General features: G+C 66.5%; 19 protein-coding genes. 14 read left to right on the forward strand and 5 right to left on the reverse strand.

Annotated features, from left to right (window positions below; translation table 11 throughout):
• Positions 1–41: 41 nt before the first annotated feature.
• Positions 42–572: a GFA family protein gene (locus tag B5D62_RS29930; RefSeq protein WP_085937761.1), complete on the forward strand. Its 531-nt coding sequence runs from the start codon at positions 42–44 to the stop codon at positions 570–572.
• A 19-nt stretch (positions 573–591) separates the two neighbouring features.
• On the opposite strand, the gene B5D62_RS29935 is transcribed toward B5D62_RS29930, so the two are convergent.
• Positions 592–1,008: a hypothetical protein gene (locus tag B5D62_RS29935; RefSeq protein WP_139374170.1), complete on the reverse strand. Its 417-nt coding sequence runs from the start codon at positions 1,006–1,008 to the stop codon at positions 592–594.
• 141 nt (positions 1,009–1,149) lie between these two features.
• Between B5D62_RS29935 and B5D62_RS29940 the strand changes: the two genes are divergently transcribed.
• From B5D62_RS29940 to B5D62_RS29950, 3 genes are all read left to right on the forward strand, one after another.
• On the forward strand, positions 1,150–2,211 hold the full coding sequence (locus B5D62_RS29940) for an HAD family hydrolase (protein ID WP_085937763.1): 1,062 nt from the start codon (positions 1,150–1,152) through the stop codon (positions 2,209–2,211).
• A 25-nt stretch (positions 2,212–2,236) separates the two neighbouring features.
• The gene (locus B5D62_RS29945) at positions 2,237–3,316 is read left to right on the forward strand and encodes a retroviral-like aspartic protease family protein (RefSeq protein ID WP_085937764.1); all 1,080 of its coding nucleotides are present in this window, start codon (positions 2,237–2,239) and stop codon (positions 3,314–3,316) included.
• 87 nt (positions 3,317–3,403) lie between these two features.
• Positions 3,404–4,867: a DUF1254 domain-containing protein gene (locus tag B5D62_RS29950; RefSeq protein ID WP_085937765.1), complete on the forward strand. Its 1,464-nt coding sequence runs from the start codon at positions 3,404–3,406 to the stop codon at positions 4,865–4,867.
• Between the two features lie 16 nt (positions 4,868–4,883).
• Here B5D62_RS29950 and B5D62_RS29955 read toward each other — a convergent pair whose 3' ends face one another.
• Positions 4,884–5,600 carry a hypothetical protein gene (locus B5D62_RS29955; protein WP_085937766.1) on the reverse strand — a complete coding sequence of 239 codons (717 nt, stop codon included), beginning with the start codon at positions 5,598–5,600 and terminating at the stop codon, positions 4,884–4,886.
• A 206-nt stretch (positions 5,601–5,806) separates the two neighbouring features.
• On the opposite strand from B5D62_RS29955, the gene B5D62_RS29960 reads away from it, so the two are divergent.
• Both B5D62_RS29960 and B5D62_RS29965 read left to right on the forward strand, forming a co-directional pair.
• Positions 5,807–6,892 (forward strand): alpha/beta hydrolase family protein, encoded by a 1,086-nt coding sequence (locus tag B5D62_RS29960; protein ID WP_170921225.1) that lies wholly within the window; start codon positions 5,807–5,809, stop codon positions 6,890–6,892.
• A gap of 139 nt (positions 6,893–7,031) precedes the next feature.
• Positions 7,032–9,002: an adenylate/guanylate cyclase domain-containing protein gene (locus B5D62_RS29965; protein WP_085937768.1), complete on the forward strand. Its 1,971-nt coding sequence runs from the start codon at positions 7,032–7,034 to the stop codon at positions 9,000–9,002.
• 96 nt (positions 9,003–9,098) lie between these two features.
• Here B5D62_RS29965 and B5D62_RS29970 read toward each other — a convergent pair whose 3' ends face one another.
• On the reverse strand, positions 9,099–9,776 hold the full coding sequence (locus tag B5D62_RS29970; protein WP_085937769.1) for a hypothetical protein: 678 nt from the start codon (positions 9,774–9,776) through the stop codon (positions 9,099–9,101).
• Between the two features lie 270 nt (positions 9,777–10,046).
• On the opposite strand from B5D62_RS29970, the gene B5D62_RS29975 reads away from it, so the two are divergent.
• The 4 genes from B5D62_RS29975 to B5D62_RS29990 all read left to right on the forward strand — a co-directional run bounded on the left by B5D62_RS29975 (position 10,047) and on the right by B5D62_RS29990 (position 12,263).
• Positions 10,047–11,054 carry a fatty acid desaturase family protein gene (locus tag B5D62_RS29975; RefSeq protein ID WP_231714991.1) on the forward strand — a complete coding sequence of 336 codons (1,008 nt, stop codon included), beginning with the start codon at positions 10,047–10,049 and terminating at the stop codon, positions 11,052–11,054.
• A gap of 194 nt (positions 11,055–11,248) precedes the next feature.
• Positions 11,249–11,479 (forward strand): hypothetical protein, encoded by a 231-nt coding sequence (locus tag B5D62_RS29980; protein ID WP_085937771.1) that lies wholly within the window; start codon positions 11,249–11,251, stop codon positions 11,477–11,479.
• A 4-nt stretch (positions 11,480–11,483) separates the two neighbouring features.
• Positions 11,484–11,678, forward strand: coding sequence for a hypothetical protein (locus tag B5D62_RS29985; RefSeq protein WP_085937772.1), 195 nt, complete (start codon positions 11,484–11,486; stop codon positions 11,676–11,678).
• Positions 11,679–11,813: 135 nt separating this feature from the next.
• Complete coding sequence (locus B5D62_RS29990; RefSeq protein ID WP_085937773.1) at positions 11,814–12,263, forward strand: HIT family protein; 450 nt, start codon at positions 11,814–11,816, stop codon at positions 12,261–12,263.
• 61 nt (positions 12,264–12,324) lie between these two features.
• On the opposite strand, the gene B5D62_RS29995 is transcribed toward B5D62_RS29990, so the two are convergent.
• A complete protein-coding gene (locus tag B5D62_RS29995) occupies positions 12,325–13,407 on the reverse strand; it encodes a TauD/TfdA family dioxygenase (RefSeq protein WP_231714992.1) in 1,083 nt (360 codons plus the stop codon).
• A 180-nt stretch (positions 13,408–13,587) separates the two neighbouring features.
• On the opposite strand from B5D62_RS29995, the gene B5D62_RS30000 reads away from it, so the two are divergent.
• The gene (locus tag B5D62_RS30000; RefSeq protein WP_085937781.1) at positions 13,588–14,400 is read left to right on the forward strand and encodes a class I SAM-dependent methyltransferase; all 813 of its coding nucleotides are present in this window, start codon (positions 13,588–13,590) and stop codon (positions 14,398–14,400) included.
• Between the two features lie 20 nt (positions 14,401–14,420).
• Here B5D62_RS30000 and B5D62_RS30005 read toward each other — a convergent pair whose 3' ends face one another.
• Positions 14,421–14,909 (reverse strand): GNAT family N-acetyltransferase, encoded by a 489-nt coding sequence (locus B5D62_RS30005; protein ID WP_085937774.1) that lies wholly within the window; start codon positions 14,907–14,909, stop codon positions 14,421–14,423.
• A gap of 48 nt (positions 14,910–14,957) precedes the next feature.
• Here B5D62_RS30005 and B5D62_RS30010 point away from each other — a divergent pair, with 48 nt between their 5' ends.
• From B5D62_RS30010 to B5D62_RS30020, 3 genes are all read left to right on the forward strand, one after another.
• Positions 14,958–15,791 carry a TauD/TfdA dioxygenase family protein gene (locus B5D62_RS30010; protein WP_085937775.1) on the forward strand — a complete coding sequence of 278 codons (834 nt, stop codon included), beginning with the start codon at positions 14,958–14,960 and terminating at the stop codon, positions 15,789–15,791.
• 213 nt (positions 15,792–16,004) lie between these two features.
• The gene (locus B5D62_RS30015) at positions 16,005–17,153 is read left to right on the forward strand and encodes an iron-containing alcohol dehydrogenase (protein ID WP_085937776.1); all 1,149 of its coding nucleotides are present in this window, start codon (positions 16,005–16,007) and stop codon (positions 17,151–17,153) included.
• Positions 17,154–17,257: 104 nt separating this feature from the next.
• Entirely contained in the window at positions 17,258–18,034 is a 777-nt protein-coding gene (locus B5D62_RS30020) for an SDR family oxidoreductase (protein ID WP_085937777.1), read from the forward strand.
• The last annotated feature ends 385 nt before the right edge of the window (positions 18,035–18,419 follow it).

An 18,419-nucleotide genomic window follows, 5' to 3' on the forward strand; every position in this document is an offset into this window, starting at 1 on the left:
ACCAACTCGTGGGATGGTCAAGCACACGCGGAGTGGAGCCCATGGCCGGGAATAATCCAACGTACGTGGCGCGATGCCGATGCGGCGCGGTCGAAGTCGGCGCCTGGAGCGCTCCCATTGTGGTCACCGCCTGCTACTGCGACGACTGCCAGGAGGCGGCCCGGCGCTGCGCGGCATCTGCCGATGCGGCACCTCTCGTCGACGCCGACTGCGGCACCGAATTCATGGTGTTCCGGCGCGATCGCATCGCCTGCATCCGAGGCGCCGACCACCTCCAGGCGATGAGGCTGAGGGACGCCACGAAGACCCGGCGGATGATCGCCGGCTGCTGTGCAACGCCGATGTATCTGACCTTCGACGATCGGCGGCCCTGGATATCGGCGTTCCGCGCCGCTTTCGGGGCCGATGCGCCGCCGGTGCAATTGCGGATCTGCACCCGGTTCAGACAGTCGCGTGAAATGGCGACGGATGGGCTGCCCAACCATCCCGGCTATCCGGCCTCGATGATCCTTCGCGTCCTGGCCGCCTGGCCGCTCATGCTGTTCAGCCGGCCGGTCGGGGCTCTGCCCTGACGCGATCTCCCGTGACGGTCTACGCGCTGGCGGCCCAGCGGCAGCCGCCTTCGGGCGTGGTGACGGTGAGGCGCTTCGGGCTGGTGGAGAGATCGGCGCGGAAGGAGAGGTTGCGCTGGCCGAGGACGAAGCCGCCGGCATAGACGTTCGGCGCCACGCGCATCATCGTCCCGTGCACGCCGCCGGAGGTCACCAGCTCCGCCCGATTGCTGCGCACCGTCAACGTCATGGGACGCGTCATGCTGGGATCGGTCAGGATGCAGCCCGAGATGCTGTCGGGCTGAAGCGCCAGCGTGAACTTGGTCACCGAGTCGGGATCCATCGGTCCGGTGGCTTGTGCCGCCGTCGTCACCGGCGCCGGGATGCTCGTGGTCTCGGTGCAGCCGCCGAACAGCAGCGCCGTGGCCAGCACGGCCATCGTCTCGATCTTGCGCATCGCTTGCTCCCCCTTCGGTCTCATCGTCGCGGACGGCGGCGCGAGAGGTTTCCAGCCTACGCCGTCGGCCGCATCGCCGACAATGACGTTGCCTCCGTCCTGCAGGTATTCGATCATGATCGGCGATTGGATTGGGGACCTATGAAAAAGACTGACTCGCCAAAGCAGGACGGCCTCGGACGCCGCTCCGCGCTGCAGGGGCTTGCCCTGCTCGCGGCCTCTGGTGCGCTGCTGCCTGCAGCCGTTCGTGCCCAGGGCGTGGGAACCGTCCCGCTCGAGTCCTGGAACGAGGGACGAACGAAACAGGCCATCCTCGACTTCGTGCGTGCCGTCACCGATCCTGCCGGCCCGGACTTCGTGCCGGTGGAGGAGCGCATCGCGACCTTCGACCAGGACGGCACGCTGTGGGTCGAGCAGCCGATCTACACGCAGGTGGTCTTTGCCCTCGAGCGTGTGCCGGCGCTGGTGGCGCGCAAGCCCGAATTGAAGGACCGCGAACCCTACAAGACCATCCTGTCCGGCGACCGTCAGGCCATGGCCCGGCTGCCGGCGCGCGACCTCGACGAGATCGTGGTTGCCACCATGGCCGATCTTTCGGTCGAGGAGATGGAGGCGGAGACCCGGAAATGGATCGCCTCGGCGCGACATCCGCGCTGGAACCGGCCCTACACCGAGCTTGCCTACCAGCCGATGCTCGAACTGCTGCAGTTCCTGCGCGGCAACGGCTTCAAGACCTACATCGTGAGCGGCGGCGGCCAGGACTTCGTGCGCGTCTATGCGCAGCAGGTCTATGGCATTCCGCCGGAACAGGTGATCGGCACGGCCGGCGCCACGAAGTTCGCCTACGGCAAGGACGGCAAGCCGTACCTGACGACCGAGCCCCGGGTTCTGCTGAACGACAACTATGCCGGCAAGGCGGAAGGCATCCATCTCGAGATCGGCCGTCGGCCGCGGCTGGCCTGCGGCAACTCGATCGGCGACCAGCAGATGCTGGAATATACCGGGGCGGGCAAGGGTGCGCGGCTGATGATGCTGGTGATGCACGACGATGCCGGGCGCGAATATGCCTACGGTCCGGCGCAGGGGCTTCCCGACTCGACGGTCGGCACCTTCTCGCAGGCACTCTACGACGAGGCGAAGACGAGCGGCTGGACCGTCATCAGCATGAAGAACGACTGGAAGCGCGTCTTCGCCTTCGAGTAGGACGCGTTTGCCCCGGGAGAAGCGCATGCGTTGTCTGGCGTCTTTCGAGGAGTGGCGACTGCGGCGCCTGTTGGCCCTCATCGTGGCGGGGCTGGCGCTGGTCGTGGCGACGGCGGTCGCCGGTGCGCGCGTGGAGGCGCAGCAGCCACGGTCCGCCGCCGAGGATTACACCGCCACCGTCGCCCGTCTGAAGAGCCTTGCCGAGAAAGGCGAGGCCGACGCCCAGTATGAACTCGGTGTCCTGTACTTCCGCGGGCAGGGCCTGCCGCGCGATGTCGACGAAAGCGCGCGCCTCTATCGGCTGGCCGCCGACCAGGGACAGGTCCGGGCGCAGGTGGCGCTGGCGCAGTTTTATCAGCACGGTATCGGCGTGCCGCGCGACGACGCCGAGGCGGCGCGGCTGCTGGCACGGGCCGTCGCCCGGGGCGATGCGCGCGCGCAATACCTGCTCGCTCTCTGCTACGGCAAGGGGCAGGGCGTGCCGCGCGACGATGCCGAGGCGCTGAGGCTGCTGCGGTTGTCCGTCGGTCAGGACGACACCGCCGCCCTCAACCTGCTGGGCAACATGTACGAGCACGGGCAGGGCGTGCCGCAGGACCATGCCGAGGCGATGAAACTCTACCAGCGCTCGGCCGCGCACGGCGACACGCGGGCCCGGCAGTTCGTCGCCATGTTCTCGGCTCTCGACGCCGGCAAGGTCTCGGGTGACACGATCGAGATTCCCCTGCGGGCGCGGGGCGGCGTGCTGGTCGTGCCGGCGCTGATCGACCAGTCCGTGTTCGCGACCTTCGTGGTCGACAGCGGGGCCGCCGACGTCGCTATTCCCGATCCTGTCGCCGAAGCGATGCGCAAGGCGGGCAAGCTCTCGGACGCGGACTTCACCGGCACCGCCAATCGCCGGCTTGCCGACGGCACCATCGTCAAGGCGAGGACGTTCGTCATCCGCACGCTGCGCGTCGGCACCAAGGTGCTGGAGAACGTCAAGGCCAGCCAGATCCCCGGCAAGGGATCGCCGCTGCTGGGGCAGAGCTTCCTGCAGCGCTTCAGCGCCTGGTCGATCGACAACGGCCGGCAACTGCTCGTGCTCAAGGAATTGCCGCAGTGAGGCAGGGGGCGCAATTGGCGCGGGATCCGGAATGCGCCTGTCTCGGGTGGCGGTTATGCTGGCGGCTCGATTCGAAAGGCGCTTCACATGACTAAGGGCGAACATTCACGCAGGTTGTTGCTGTCGGCCGGCGCCGCGGCGGCCCTGCTCGCAGGCGGGTTGGCTCCGGTCGCCGGTCCGGCCCTGGCGCAGTCGCTCAGCCAGCAGCAAAGCCTCGAGGCGGCCAGGAGCTGGGGCTATTCGGCGGCGATCCAGGCCGGCGTCTGGGGCGCGCCGCTGGTGACCATGTACGCGCTGCGCCACAACGATGCGGTGGGACCCAAGCCGAAGGCGAAGCCCAACGAGATCTGGCGCATGGAGGATATCTCCACGCCCGAGCTGTCGAAGGAGGCGGGTTACGTCACCCCGAATGTGAACGTCGTCTACGGCTTCGGCTTCGTCGATCTGCGCCAGGGCCCAGTGGTGCTGGAGGCGCCCGATTCGGATGGGCGCTACTACATGGTCGAGATCGTCGACATGTGGACCAATGCCTTCGCCTATGTCGGCGGCAAGGCGACCGGCTACAAGGGCGGCCGCTTCGTGCTGGTCGGCCCGGACTGGACCGGCGACCTGCCCGCGGATGCCAAGGCGATCCGCTGCCCGACGCCGTGGGTGCTGATCCAGCCGCGCGTGCACATCTATCGCGACGGCAAGATCGATCTCGCCGGCGCGCGCAAGGTTCTCGACGCCATCCGGCTGGTGCCGCCCGCCGGCAAGAGCGGCAGCTACGGTTTTCCGGCGCCGGAGTTCGTCGATCCCAACCTTCCGGTGAGCGCGCTCGACTTCAAGGATCCGCTGCAATTCTGGGAACTGCTGAGCGTGGCCCTGAACGAGAACCCGCCGCCCAAGGACCAGATCACGGCGCTGCTGCCGATGTTCAAGCCGCTGGGTATCGAGCTCGGCAAGCCATGGGACCGCAGCAAGGTCAGGCCGCCGGTGCTGGCTGCCATGGCCGAGGCGACCAAGGCATTGCCCAACCTGCTGGCGAAGCTGCCGCTCGGCACCCTCGTCAACTACGCGCTGATCCCGCCGCCCAGCATCGGCGACTTCGGCACCGACTATCTCAACCGCGCCTTCATCGGCCGCAACGGGCTGACCGCCAACACGCCCTACGAGGCGATCTATTGGGGCTATACGCTCGACGACAAGGGCGCCGGCCTCGAGGGCGGCAACCGTTACACGCTGACCTTCCGGGAGGGCATCCCGTTCCTGCCGCCCGGCTTCTGGTCGGTCACGCTCTATTCGAGCGAGAACAACTACACCGTGCCCAACCCGATCAACCGCTACATGGTGGGCAGCGACACCGGCCTGAAGCGCAATGCCGACGGCTCGATCACGATCTATATCCAGGCCGACAGCCCCGGCGCCGACAAGGACTCGAACTGGCTGCCGTCTCCCAAGTCGGGCCGGTTCTATCTCATCCCGCGCGTCTATGCCCCGGCGCCCAAGGCGATCGAGGACTTCACCCATCCCACGCCCGCCAGCGTCCCTGCCGTCGTCAAGGTGCCGTGAGGGAACAGCGGCAAGGCTACAGGCCGAGGAAGCGGCGGAAGTCGGAGATCGGGGCCGTCACCGCCAGTGGCTGAAGCGGAAAGCAGGCGGCCAGATCGCGCAGATCGGTCTGGCGGGACAGGCGCTCGTGCAGGGTTTGCGCTGCGGCCGGCCGGACCGTTCCATGGCGATCGAGGAACTGGCCCCATAGCGGCATGTTCCGCAGCCTGCCGCCGGCGATGCGGGCGGAGGCGAGATACGTCTCGGGAAACAGCCGGCGATAGGCGGGCAGGTTGTAGAGCCAGGACACGCCGCTGACCTGCTGCACGTCCGGCCGCGTCTGCTCGACATGGGCGAGGAGCGCGCGCAATTCCTCCCGCCTGATGTCGACCCGCGCCGCGCTCAGCGGCGAGCAGGGTTCGGTGTCCCGGTTCTCGAAATGGAGGCGGACGCGACCGTCCTGATCGACTGCGTAGGAAAAGCAGCCAAAGCGGGCGACCGTGCCGGGCGGCTCACTTTCCGGGCGCCGGAGATAGAACCGGTAGGTCCAGTCCGTCGCGTCGCCGCCGCGCCTCAGCCCCTCGACATAGTCGAGCCACACCGGATGTCCGGCATCGAAGCCGCGGCCGATGCCGAGGCGCACATAGATGTTGGTGTAGTCGAGGATCGCCCGCTCGAACGCAATGCCTCCGATCGCGGCGACGCGGCGGGCAAAGCGGAGCTGAAGCTCGAAGAAGTCCTTCGGGTATCTCACGGGATCGCTGTTCCGCCCAATACTCCATGGTCCACCATCTTAGCAGCCACTGGGTGCGGTGGCGGTCCTGTCGCAGCTCACGCCGGCGAGCGAAATGACGCGTCGGGCAACAAAGTCTATGAATGGACATGCCCGGCGACGAAGCCTCTCCCAGTCGTATCCGATGCGGCAGGGCCTGTTCCTGCACAGCGGGACGCATCGTCTGGATGAGGATCCTGGCGTTGTGGCTGGCTCTCCTCGCGGCACCGACTGTCGCGTGCGCTGACGACATCCTCTTCAAGGTCGGTGTCACGACGCGGGACTTCGTGCCGGCCGAGCCTTACGACTGGCGCGGCGCCGGGACACATGTGCTGCGGACGACGATCTGGTATCCCGCCACTGCCGACGCACGCGAGGAAGCGCAATGGATCGGCCCGCCCGTCCTGCCGTTCTTCAGCGCCGGCAGCGCCGCGCGCGACGCCGCGCTGGCTCCGGGCGCTCGGCGTCCGCTCGTTCTCCTGTCTCACGGCGACGGCGACACGGCCTCCGCGCTCGGCTGGCTCGGCACGGCTCTCGCGGCGCACGGTTACATCGTCGCCGGTGTCAACCATCCCGGCAACAATGCGCTTGAGGATTACACCGTCGACGGGTTTGCGCTGCGGTGGTTGAGAGCCGTCGATCTCCGCGCAGTGATCGACGCGCCGCTCCGCGACCCGACGTTCGGCCCGGGAATCGATCCGGCACGCATCGGCGCTGCCGGTCATTCGCTCGGCGGCTACACCGTCATCGCCATCGCCGGCGGTATCTCCGATCCTGCGCGGCTCCAGGCATTCTGCCGCTCGCCCGCCGCCGACATCTCGTGCCGACCGCCGCCGCCGTCCTCGGAGATGCGTCAGAAAACCTTGGCGCGTCTGGAGTCCGATCCCGATTTCCGACAACGCTACGGCAAGGCCGCCATCTCCTATCGCGACCAACGGGTCCGCGCCGTGTTGGCCTTGGCGCCCGGACCGGGACCGATCTTCACACCCGACAGCCTCCGGAAGATCCAGATCCCGGTCGCGATCGTCGTCGGAAGCGCCGACCAGGTCGTGCCGGTCGCCTCCTCGGCCGGGCCGCTCGCCCAGGCCATTCCGCAGGCGACGCTGAAAGTGTTCGAGGGCGCCGGCCACTTTGTCTTTCGCGGCAACTGCACTCTGCTGGGGCGCTGGATATTCCCGACGCCGTGCGGCGATCCGGAGGGGGTCGATCGCACCGTTGTCCATGCCGAGACGAGCGGGCTTGCGCTCGACTTCTTTGGCGCCAATCTGCCGTGAGTCTGCACTGAGACCCCGCGCGCGTCTCACGCAAGGCGTCATCGTCTGGTATGGTCGCCGCTCCAAAGCTGGCAGGGGGCCGCGTCGTGTATCCAGGAGCCGTATCGTCGGCATGGCGTAAGGCCGCCCGACTCGAGTCATGAAGCGCAAGGTCGGCCTCTTCCTGTTGTCGGTGATCGTGCTGGTCACGCTGGCGACCACGCTGATCGTCTCGACCTCGATGTATCATCTGGTATCGGGTCGGCAGGATCGGGAAATCCGCGGCATCGAGAGCAGCCTCAGCGACCGCTTCACGGCCTTCACCGAGATGCTGCGCGGCGAGCACAGCCGCGCCGAGGCGCATCTCGACGACGTGCTGCCGAAGATCGCGGCCGATCTCGACGCGATGGGCAAGACGCCGTCCGACCTGACCGACGCCGATCTCGACCGGCTGGCGCGCACCTACGGCGTGCGCAACCTCTATTTCATCGATCGCGCCCACAAGGTCTTCCAGACCAATCTGCCGAGCGACAAGGGCCTGCAGTTCCCATCCGGCCGCTTCAGCGCTTTTCTCGATACGGTCTATGGCCGCGGCAAGCCGATGAGCTTCGGCATCGACATGTCGACGGTGACCGGAATCCTGCGCACCTACGGTTACTTCGGCCCGGCCGGCAAGGACTACGTCCTCGAGGCCTCGACCGATGTGCGCGCTGACCTCGCCGACGGACCGTACGGCTGGATGTCGAAGTATTTCTTCGAGGACTTCTTCAATGATGCCCTGCGCTCCAACATCTATGTGAAGCAGGTCGACATCTTCCTGGAGACCGACGTCGGCTTCCGCTCCCTGCTCTATGCCGGCAAGGAGCTGGCGCCGGCCATCGTGCGCGAGGTCGAGCGCAACGGCCGTTACAGCGACCTCGGCCCCGATGGCCGCCTGCTCACCGTCTACAGCCGCGACCAGTCGGCCGCCTTCGGGACGAAAGGCGGGGGCGACGGCGGCAACCCGAGCGACAACAAGGTCATCGTTCGCGAGGTCACCTACGATACCGGCCTGGCGCTCGATGCCGTCATCCATGTCATGCTGGGCGCGCTGGCCGTGCTGGTGGTGACGTTGCCGCTGCTCTACTGGATCTCGGCCCGGCTGCTGCAGAAGCAGCTTCTCGACCCGCTGTTCTCGCTGCGCGAGGAGGCGGGCGCCATCGCCGCCGGCGATCTCGACCATCCCATCGCCAATACCGACCGCCGCGACGAGATCGGTCATCTCGCCCACAGCTTCGACCTCATGCGCGGGGCGGTGCGGCGCACCATCCTCGACCTCAAGAACACCAACCTCTCGATCGGCCGGTTCGTGCCGCATGCCTTCCTGACCCTGATCGGCAAGCCCTCGATCGTGTCGGTGCAGCTCGGCGACAACACCAACAAGGAGATGACCGTCCTGTTCTCGGACATCCGCGGCTTCACGCGCCTGTCCGAGGCGATGACGCCCGACGAGAACTTCGCCTTCATCAATGGCTTCCTCGAAAGCATCGGGCCGGTGATCCGCCACCACAACGGCTTCATCGACAAGTATATCGGCGACGCCATCATGGCGCTGTTCGAGCGGCCCGACGATGCTGTTGCGGCGAGCCTCGCCATGATCGATGCGCTGGACGGTTTCAACGAACGGCGCCGCGAGCGCGGCCTGGCGCCGATCTTCATCGGCATCGGCCTCAATACCGGCCCGCTGATGCTGGGCACGATCGGCGAGCGCGACCGCATGGACTGCACCGTGATCTCCGACGCCGTGAACCTCGCCTCGCGCGTCGAGCAGCTCACCAAGAACTACAATGTCAGTCCGCTGCTGTCGCAGGACACCTACGAGCGGCTCTCTGACCGCCACGCCCACGCCATCCGTCCCATCGACATCGTGATCGTGAAGGGCAAGACCCGGCCGGTGACGATCTACGAGCTGTTCGACCGCGCGCCGCCGGCCGAGCGCGAGGCCAAGGACCGGACGCGCGACCTCCTGCTCTCGGGCGTCGCCGCGCTCGACGCCGGCGACAAGGCGGCGGCGCGGCGTTGCTTCGATCAGGCCCTGGCGCTGGTCCCGGACGATCCGGCGGCGCTGCATCTTCTGAAGAAGTGCGGGTGAAGGGCTGTACCAGCGTCTTGCCGGACCGCGGGCCTCCGGCCCGCTCAGGCGATAATGGGGTATGGTCCCATTGTAGGGATGCGGGTCTTCTCGCCCCTATGGGGCGGGCGATACGGTGGTCGAGCCGTTGAGCCAGGCGACGGTGTCGTTGATGGTGGCGACAGGGACGAAGAAGCTCTTCGCGTCCAAGTGACTGAATTTCCGTCCGCGCCAGCTGAATTGAATGGCCACCAGCGTGTTCTTGAGCGCGAAAAGCTTGGCGACGGAGATTTCCCCGACGCCGTCTCCGTATCCAACGGTCCTATTCCCGGCGGCCGTGTTGCCGCAAAGGATCACGACAACCGCCGTCGTCTTGTCCTCGGAGATCAGCTGTTGACCCGCGTTTCCCTTGTCACATGCCGCCGAGTACGGGGACGTGAAGAGGCCCAAGGCCTGTCGCATGCCGAGCTTGGGAACCTCGGGCGATTGCATGCCGGTGATCTTCAACATCTGCGTCCAGTTCTGCAGCGTCTCCTTCGGGCTGATTTGCTCGAGCGAATAGGTATTGCCGCGCTGAAGCGGAAAACTGGTGTTGGCGTTCAACGGATCACTGGAGCGGGCCACCCATGGCGGAACGGGATAGATCACGACGGCATCGAATACACGGACAGTCTGTGACATGGGCAGACCGGCCAGACCGGACTTGGTCTGCGACCAGCCTGCGCCGGGAAACGAGAGCGCCAGAAGGCCGAGGAGGGCGCCGACCTGTAGTCGCGTACAGAAGATATTCAACATTGGGTTGTAGGATATCTTCTGGCACACGCCGTGTCATCCATGCCGGGGTAGGGGCGACGGAGCACTGCTGATTTCTCGATCCACGACCCTCGTCTCGAGTTCGCATCGACGAACCCGGACAGAGTGGCCCTTGAAAACTTCGAACCAGAAGCATTCCCGTCTGCGCAGTCGAACTGCGAGAGGCCGACAAAAGCTGGCTGAATTCGTCTGGGCTGTCGTAGCTTTCACTATGCGATTGTAAATGGTCGTGTGGATCACCACTTTCGCCAAGTGGACACATTAATCGGCGACATTCGTCGCACCGTCGCCTCCTTTGCCCGTCCGGATCTCCGGAAGGGCATTCTCCAACTCTTTACCTCGTTCGGTCCTTTTCTCGCCGCCTGCGCGGCGATGTATCTCGTCTATCCGATTGCTCCGCTGCTTTCGCTCGCCCTGGCCGTGCCGACCGGTGCCCTGCTGGTGCGCGTCTTCATCGTGCAGCACGACTGCGGCCACAGCTCGTTCTTTGCCTCCAACTGGGCCAATGTCGTCGTCGGCCGGGTGTGCAGCGTGGTGACGCTGACGCCCTTCGCCAACTGGGCGCGCCAGCACAGCATGCATCACGGCAACTGGAACAACCTCGACCGCCGTGCGGGCAGCGACCTCTACTCGGCCTGCCTCACCGTGCGCGAGTACGAGGCGATGACACCCTGGAAGCGATGGCTCTATCGTCTGCCGCGTCACCCCTTGATCGCCAACCTGATATTGCCGCCGTTGGTGTTCGTCGTGCTGTATCGACTGCCGTTCGACACGCCCCGCACCTGGAAGCGCGAATGGCGGTCGGTATGGCTCACCAATGCGGCGATCCTTGCGATCTTCGGCGCCCTGGTGCTGGCAGTGGGCTGGCGCCAGGTCCTGCTGATCCATTTGCCGATCATGGTCGTGGCCTCGATCCTGGGCGTCTGGCTGTTCTCGCTCCAGCACCGCTTCGAGAGCACGTACTGGGCGCGGCGGGCCGACTGGAGTCCGTTCGAGGCGGCGATGCGCGGGTCGTCCTGGTTCGCTCTGCCGCGGGTCCTGCACTGGCTCACGGGCAATATCGGCTTCCACCATATCCACCATCTCAATACGCGCGTGCCGAACTACCGGTTGAGCTCGGCGCACGAAGCCATCCGTCCGTTGTACCGGGTACAGCCGCTCAGCCTGATGGGTGGCTTGCGCGCGCCCTGGCTGACCTTGTGGGACGAGGCGACCGGCCGGCTGGTGCGCTTCCGGGACGTCCGGCCGCAATCGGCCTGAACGGTCCCATCCGGATCCAGCTTTGGTTGGGGGCGCCTTCGCGGTCGTATTGGACGCGGAAAGCCCGACGGTATAGACGTCTGTGCATCATCGCCCCAGTTTTTCCTGCGGCGGCACGCCAGCCATTCTCGATTCACGACGCTCGTCGCGAGCCCGCGACGACGAACCCGGACATATGGTGGTCCTTGGAAACTTTGAACCAGAAGCATTCTCGTCTGCGCAGTGAACTGCAGGAGGCCTACAGAGGCTGGCTGAATTCGTCCCCGGAGGCGCGCGAGCTCGCCGTCGGCCACGAGCCTCGGATCGATATCGCCGGATATCCGGACGCCAATACCGCCGAGTGGTTCGCGTACCTGGCCGCGAAGTCGCGCCTGGTGAAGGCCTATGCCGAACGCGCGGACCTGCAAAAGCGGTTGGAGGCCTGAGAGCATGAGCAGCGAGAGATCCGGCAAGGATACTTCGGGCAAGCACATGGTGTGGGCCAAAGGCCCCGATGCGGGCGCCGAAATCGGCCTCGGCTACTCCAGCCTGACCGAAGCACAGGCGGAGGCGGAAAAGCTCGAGCAGCGGGGATACACGATCCTGCGGATCAGCCCCATCACGCTGCCCAAGCCCAATTCATAACCGGCAGACGCGCCGACCGGCCTGGCGCATCTCGGCCACGATGCGCCAACGGCGGATTTCGTTCTTCGCTGTGCAATAAGTCGATTACGGTTAGGAGCATCCTCCCGATGCCGAACCAGAGATCGAGGCACAACGATGAGCAGATCGGCCAATCTCATCGAAAGGCGGGTTGCTGCGGCGCGCGCAGGCATCAATCCCTACGTGATATGCCGAATGACGTCCGGTTGGCTGGTGATCGGGGACGTTCAGCCTCTGCCGGGTTACTGCGTCCTTCTCGCCGACCCGGTGGTCGAGAGTCTCAACTCCCTGGACGTTGCCGACCGCATACAATACTCGCTCGACACGATCCGAGTCGGCGACGCTTTGCTGGCGGCGACCGATGCCTGGCGCATCAACTACGAGACGCTGGGGAACAGCGAACCCGCGCTGCATACCCACATCATTCCCCGCTATCGTTGGGAACCCGATGAACGGCGCGGTCGGCCGGCGTGGGTCGGCTACGAGTGGAAGACGTCCCGGAAATTCGATCCTTCCAGCGATGCTCCCTTCGTCGAGCGGATGCGGGCGCTGCTCCTCGCTCAGTGAAGAGGGGCGACATACACTCTGGGACGGCAGGTCGACGAGCCCGAATTCGCTGCCACGCCGGCTACAGCGTCACCTGCTGGATGCCGCCGCGCACGCGGCCGGCTTCGACGCTCTGCCACAGCACCTTGTGGTCCTCGGGCAGGGGACGGTTATTGGGCATGCTGAGCCACAGCCGCAGCAGCAGCCGGTCGTGGCCGCTCGCGGCATCGTCCTCGAACGGCGTGCGGCCGTGATAGGTGACGTGGCTGTTGATGAGCTGCAGGTCGCCGGGCTCCAGCGTCATCTCGAAGCAGAGTTCCTCGGCCGCCGCCATCAGGGCGTCGATCGCTTCCTTCTGTTTGTCGGTGAGCTTGGGCACGCCGGGCGCCATCTGCGCCGCCTCGATGAAGGTGAGCGAATAGTGCGAGGTGAACTTGCCGTCGCGCAGGCCGAAGATCGGCAGCGGATAGGCGGTCTCCTTGGTCGTGCCTTCCTCGCCGAAGCGGCTGCGCCAGTAGACGCCGAACAGTTCCTCCAGCAGGTCGGGCCGGCGCTCGAGCAGCAGGTTGTGGATCGCGGGCGTCGAGGCGAGCTTGCTGACGCCGCCGGCGCGCGCCTGGCGCACGCATAGGAGAGCCACCACGTCGGTGCGGTCGGTGTGGAAGCGCAGGCCGCCGTTGGTCAGCGTGCGGGCGTAGGAGGAGAGGAAGGTCGTGCCCTTCTGCGCGTCCTGGATCTGGCCACCCTCGATCTGGCCACCCTCGATCTGGCCATAGGTGCGGCCGACATGGGCGCCCTCGTCGCGAATCGCGCGCATCAGCTCGCCGGTCCGGTTCTGGAACACCGGCGTGCCGATATGCGTGCCGAGGCCGAAGTAAAGGCGCCGCAGATCCTCCTCGTCATAGCGATCGACCGGAAAGCCGCGCAGCTTGAGGATGCCGCAGCCATTCTCCAGCTCGTCGGCGATGTCGTCGCACAGATCGTCGAGCGTCGGCAGCGGGAAGTCGTCGCGCGTGATCTCGTGCCAAGGCATGCCTGCGACGGCCTTCAGGGCGGCATCGAGTTCCTCGACGGCCTCGGCGGTGAGGGTGCGGATCCAGCGATCGGACGTCCGGATGTCCTTGCCCTCCCAGACGGAGGGACCGGTGAGCGGTGTGCGAGTCATGATCGAACGTTAGCACATCTCGCCGGACCGTGGGCCTTGCGCCCGCTCATGAGGCGGGCCGGAGGCCCACGGTCCCGGAAGACCGCTCATCGGACCGCGGGCTTCCAGCCCGCATCATGCGGGCCGGGGGCGATATGCTAGTCTTGCGCGCAATAAAGGAATGGGAGGTGGGCGATGGCGGTGTTGGAAACGGACAAGGCGTTCACCGGTTCGATCCCGGAGAACTACGACCGCTACATGGTGCCGTTGATCTTCGCGCCGTATGCCGCGGATCTTGCGCGACGCGCAGCGTCGCTGGCGCCAGGCGCGGTTCTGGAAACGGCCGCCGGCACCGGGGTCGTCACGCGGGCCCTGGCGCCGATCCTTTCTGCCGGTGCGCGCCATGTCGTCACCGACCTCAACCAGCCGATGCTTGACTACGCCGCCTCACGGCTGCCGTCCGACGGCCGCATCGAATGGCGCCAGGCGGACGCCTTGGCGCTGCCATTCGAGGATGGCGCCTTCGATCTCGTCTGCTGCCAATTCGGCGCGATGTTCTTCCCCGACCGGCCGGCGGCCTATCGCGAGGCCCGGCGGGTCCTGAAGCCGGGCGGACATTTCCTGTTCAGCGTCTGGGATCGCATCGAGGAGAATGTCTTCGCCGACGATGTGACGAAGGCGCTGGCGCGGATGTTTCCCGACGATCCGCCGCGCTTCCTGGCGCGCACGCCGCACGGCTATCACGACACGGCACTGATCCGTAGCGAACTGGAAGGCGCCGGTTTCTCGGGCGTGACGATCGAGACGCGTGCCGAGACGAGTCGGGCTGCGTCGGCGCGCGTTCCGGCGGTCGCCTATTGTCAGGGAACCGTGCTGCGCAGCGAGATCGAGGCACGGGCGCCGGGAAAACTGGAGGCGGCCACCGACCATGCCGCGTCAGCGATCGCCGACAGGCACGGCAATGGCGCGGTTGCCGCCAAGATCCAGGCCCATGTCATCGTGGCCGCCGCCTGACGCGGGCGGCTTTCAGCCGGTCAGTTGGATCCGTCTAGCGACTTGCGCATGTTGATCGAGGTCGGATGGTCGAAGCCGGGATGGGCCTCGCGGCCGGTCTCGCGAAAGCCGAGCGAGGTGAACAGGCGCTGGTTGTCGGTAAGGACCACGCGCACGCCCAGCCGCACGCCGCCGAGACCCCGTGCCCGCGCCTCGGCCTCGACCGCTTCGACCAGGCGTTTCGCCAGTCCCAGTCCCCGTGCCTCGGGCAGCACCGACAGCCGGCCGAGATAGAGATCGCCCTCCAGCACCTTGGTCATGACGCAGCCCACCGCGAGGCCGTTCCGCTCCGCGATGATGGCGCCCGCGCCCTTGGCCAGTTCCGCCGCGATGCCCTCGGCCGTCTCGCGGAATGCGCCCGACTCCGGTACCAGCTTGCCGCGATACTGCGCGAAGGCGGCGGCGATGGTGGCGGCGAGGGCGGGCGCGTCGTTTGGCGTGGCGGCGCGAAGCTCAAGGGTGTCGCTCATGCCCTTCTTCTCGCGTAGGCTCGACGCAAAGGCGAGGAGGAAAACGCGATGGGCTACCAGACCATCGAGGTGCGCAAGCTGACGCCAGCGATCGGGGCCGAGATCGTCGGCATCGATCTGGCCCGTCCGCTGGGCAACCAGCAATTCCAGGAAGTGCACGACGCGCTGATGGAGAATCTGGTGATCTTCTTCCGCGACCAGGAGATCACGCATGAGCAGCACAAGGCGTTCGGCCGCCGCTTCGGCGACCTGCACCTGCATCCGACCTCGACGCATCTCGAGGATGAACATCCCGAGATCCTCGTCATCAAGGCGGACGAGAACTCGAAATACGTGGCCGGCGAGGAGTGGCACTCGGACGTTTCGTGCGATGCCGAGCCGCCGATGGGCAGCATCCTCTACATGAAGGAGCTGCCGCCCGACGGCGGCGGCAACACGCTGTTCGCCAACATGTACCGCGCCTTCGAGACCCTTTCGCCACCGATCCAGCGCCTGTGCGAGGGGCTGACCGCAATCCATGACGGTGCCCAGGTCTATGGCGGCCGCTTCGGGCAGACGCCGAAGGCGGGCGGCTTCCCGCGCAACGAACATCCGGTCGTGCGCACCCATCCGGTGACGGGCCGCAAGGCGCTGTTCGTCAACCGCAACTTCACCACCCGCATCGTCGGGCTGAGCCGCACCGAGAGCGATGCGCTGCTCGACATGCTCTACCGTCACAGCGAGACGCCGGAATTCCAGTGTCGCTTCGCCTGGCAGCCCAATTCCATCGCCTTCTGGGACAATCGTGCGGCTCTGCATCATGCGATGTGGGACTACTATCCCCATCGCCGGCTCGGCTACCGTGTGACCGTGAAGGGCGACAAGCCGTTCTATCGGAGGTGAAGCGATGCAGGAGGGGCAGGTACCCGTCGCCTCCCTCTCACCTGACCTCTCCCCCAAGGGGGAGAGGACCTGAGAAGGCGAGCGGCGCTTCTTCATACGCCGCTCCCCCACGAGGGGGAGAGGCGGGGTGAGGGGCGGCGGCCGTCGGTTCCTCCCCTTCGTGGGGGGAGACGAACTTGAAGAGAAGAAGAGTTCTGTTCCTGGAGTGAATGAATGTCCCTGATCACCTATCTCACCCGTATCCAGTTCGATTGCGGCGCGCTCAAGCTGCTCGACGCCGAACTGCAGCTTCTCGGCATCCGGCGGCCGCTGATCGTCACCGACAAGGGCTGCGTCGCCGCCGGCCTGTGGGGCAAGGTGAAGGAGCAGCTTCCCGGCAACCTGCCGATCACGCTCTATGACGGCACGCCGGAGAACCCGACCGAGGCGGCGACGCGCGACGCGCTCAAGCTCTACAAGGAAGAGGGTTGCGACGGCATCATCGCCATCGGTGGTGGCTCGCCGATGGATCTTGCCAAGGGCGTGGCGCTGATGGCGACGCATCCGGGTGACTCGCTGCAGGCCTATGCCATGGTGGAGGGCGGCGCCGCGAAGATCACGCCGAAGGTGGCGCCGATCGTCGCCATCCCGACGACATCGGGCACCGGCTCGGAAGTGAGCCGCGGCGGCGTCATCATCATGGACTCGGGCCGCAAACTCGCCATCGGCAGCCCCTACCTGATCCCCAAGCTGGCGCTGATCGATCCCGAGCTGACCTTCGGCCTGCCGCCGCATCTCACCGCCGGCACCGGCATGGATGCCTTCACCCACAACATCGAATGCTTCCTCGCCAACGTCTACAACCCGCCGGCCGACGCGATCGCGCTCGATGGGCTGGAGAAGGCCTGGAAGTACGTCGAGCGCGCCACCAAGGACGGGCAGGACCGCGAGGCGCGCACCAACATGGCGATGGCCGCCATGGAAGGCGCGATGGTGTTTCAGAAGGGGCTGGGCGCCGTGCATGCGCTGTCGCATCCCACCGGCGGCCTCAAGGGCTATCGCCTGCATCACGGCACGCTGAATGCGGTCTATCTGCCGGCGGTGCTGCGCTTCAACGGCCCGGTCGTGGGCGACAAGTTCAAGAAGGTGGCGCAGGTGATGGGCCTGCCCGAGAGCGAGGGCACGGCCGAAGGTGTCGCCAACGCCGTGTCGGCGCTCAACGAGCGGCTGGGCATCCCCAAGGGCCTGGGCGCGATGGGGCTGAAGCAGGAAGAGGTCGAGCGGATCGCCGATGGCGCGCTGGGCGACCACTGCCATCTCTCGACGCCGCGCCAGCCGACGCGGGCGCAGTACATCGAATTGATCGAACAGAGCTGGGGCTGAGATTACCGGTGCGCGCCACTCCGGTGGCGCGTCTTTGTTGATCCCGGTGAAGATCGCGCCACTCAAGTGGCGCGCCCCCGGCTTCAGAAGGAGGAAGGATACAGATGAAGGTCAAGGACAAGGTCTGCGTCGTCACCGGCGCCGCAGGGGGAATCGGCGAGGCGATCGCGCGGCGCTATGCCAAGGAAGGCGCCAAGGGCGTGGTCGTTGCCGATCGCGATGCCGGGCGGCTGGAGGCGGTGGCCAAGGAGATCGGCGGCGTTGCCGTGACGTGCGACGTCGGCAAGGAAGCCGATATCCGCCATCTCATCGCCGAGGCCGAGCGGCATTACGGGCCGGTCGATGTGTTCTTCTCCAACGCCGGCATCGGCCGCGGCGGGCACGAGGATGCGTCCGACAAGGACTGGGCCGACAGCTGGGCCATCCATGTGATGGCGCATGTCTATGCGGCACGGGCCCTGGTGCCGGGCATGCTGGCGCGCAAGTCGGGTTATCTGATCAACACCGCGAGCGCTGCCGGCCTGCTGGCCTCGATGGGCTCGGCGCCCTACGGCGTCACCAAGGCGGCGGGCGTGGCGCTCGCCGAGCATCTCGCCATCCAGTACGGCGATCGCGGCATCTGCGTCTCGGTACTGTGCCCGCAGGCGGTCGACACCGACATGCTGCGCATGGCCGGCGCGACGGCGGCCTCGGTCGACGGCGTGATCAACACCGATGCGGTGGCGCAGAGCGTGATCGAGGCGATGGAGGCCGAGACGTTCCTGATCCTGCCGCACCCGGAGGTGAAGGACTACATGGCCCGCAAGCTCGACCGCGACCGCTGGCTGCGCGGCATGCGCCGCCTGCGCGACAAGACGGGCGAGGGCCAAGGCAAACGCTGACGTCGCGCCGCCAAGGCGTGTAGGCCACGACGACACTGTTGCAGCATCCCCCTCACCTATCCTTGTATCTCAGGGAAGCGGTCCGCGGGTAAGCTGCGGCCTGCGGTAGCGGGCGGAAGCTCGACCCTAGCCCGGTCGTTGAAGACCGTGGGAGAGCATGGGGCTCCGCCCGCCGTTCCTGTCAACCCGGACAGTCGCTCGGACCGCACGGCGAGTCCGCATTTGCAAGGACGGGTCATGGAACAGGTCTCTGTCGGCATCGACGTCGCCAAGGATCGGCTCGATGTGCATGTCCGCCCCAGCGGCGAGGCCTTCACCGTCAGCCGCGACCATGAAGGCTTGTCTGCTTTGACTGACCGGCTGAAGGCCCTGGCGCCTTCCCTGG

Source organism: Enhydrobacter aerosaccus (genome assembly GCF_900167455.1).
GTDB classification, from domain to species: Bacteria; Pseudomonadota; Alphaproteobacteria; order Reyranellales; family Reyranellaceae; genus Reyranella; species Reyranella aerosaccus.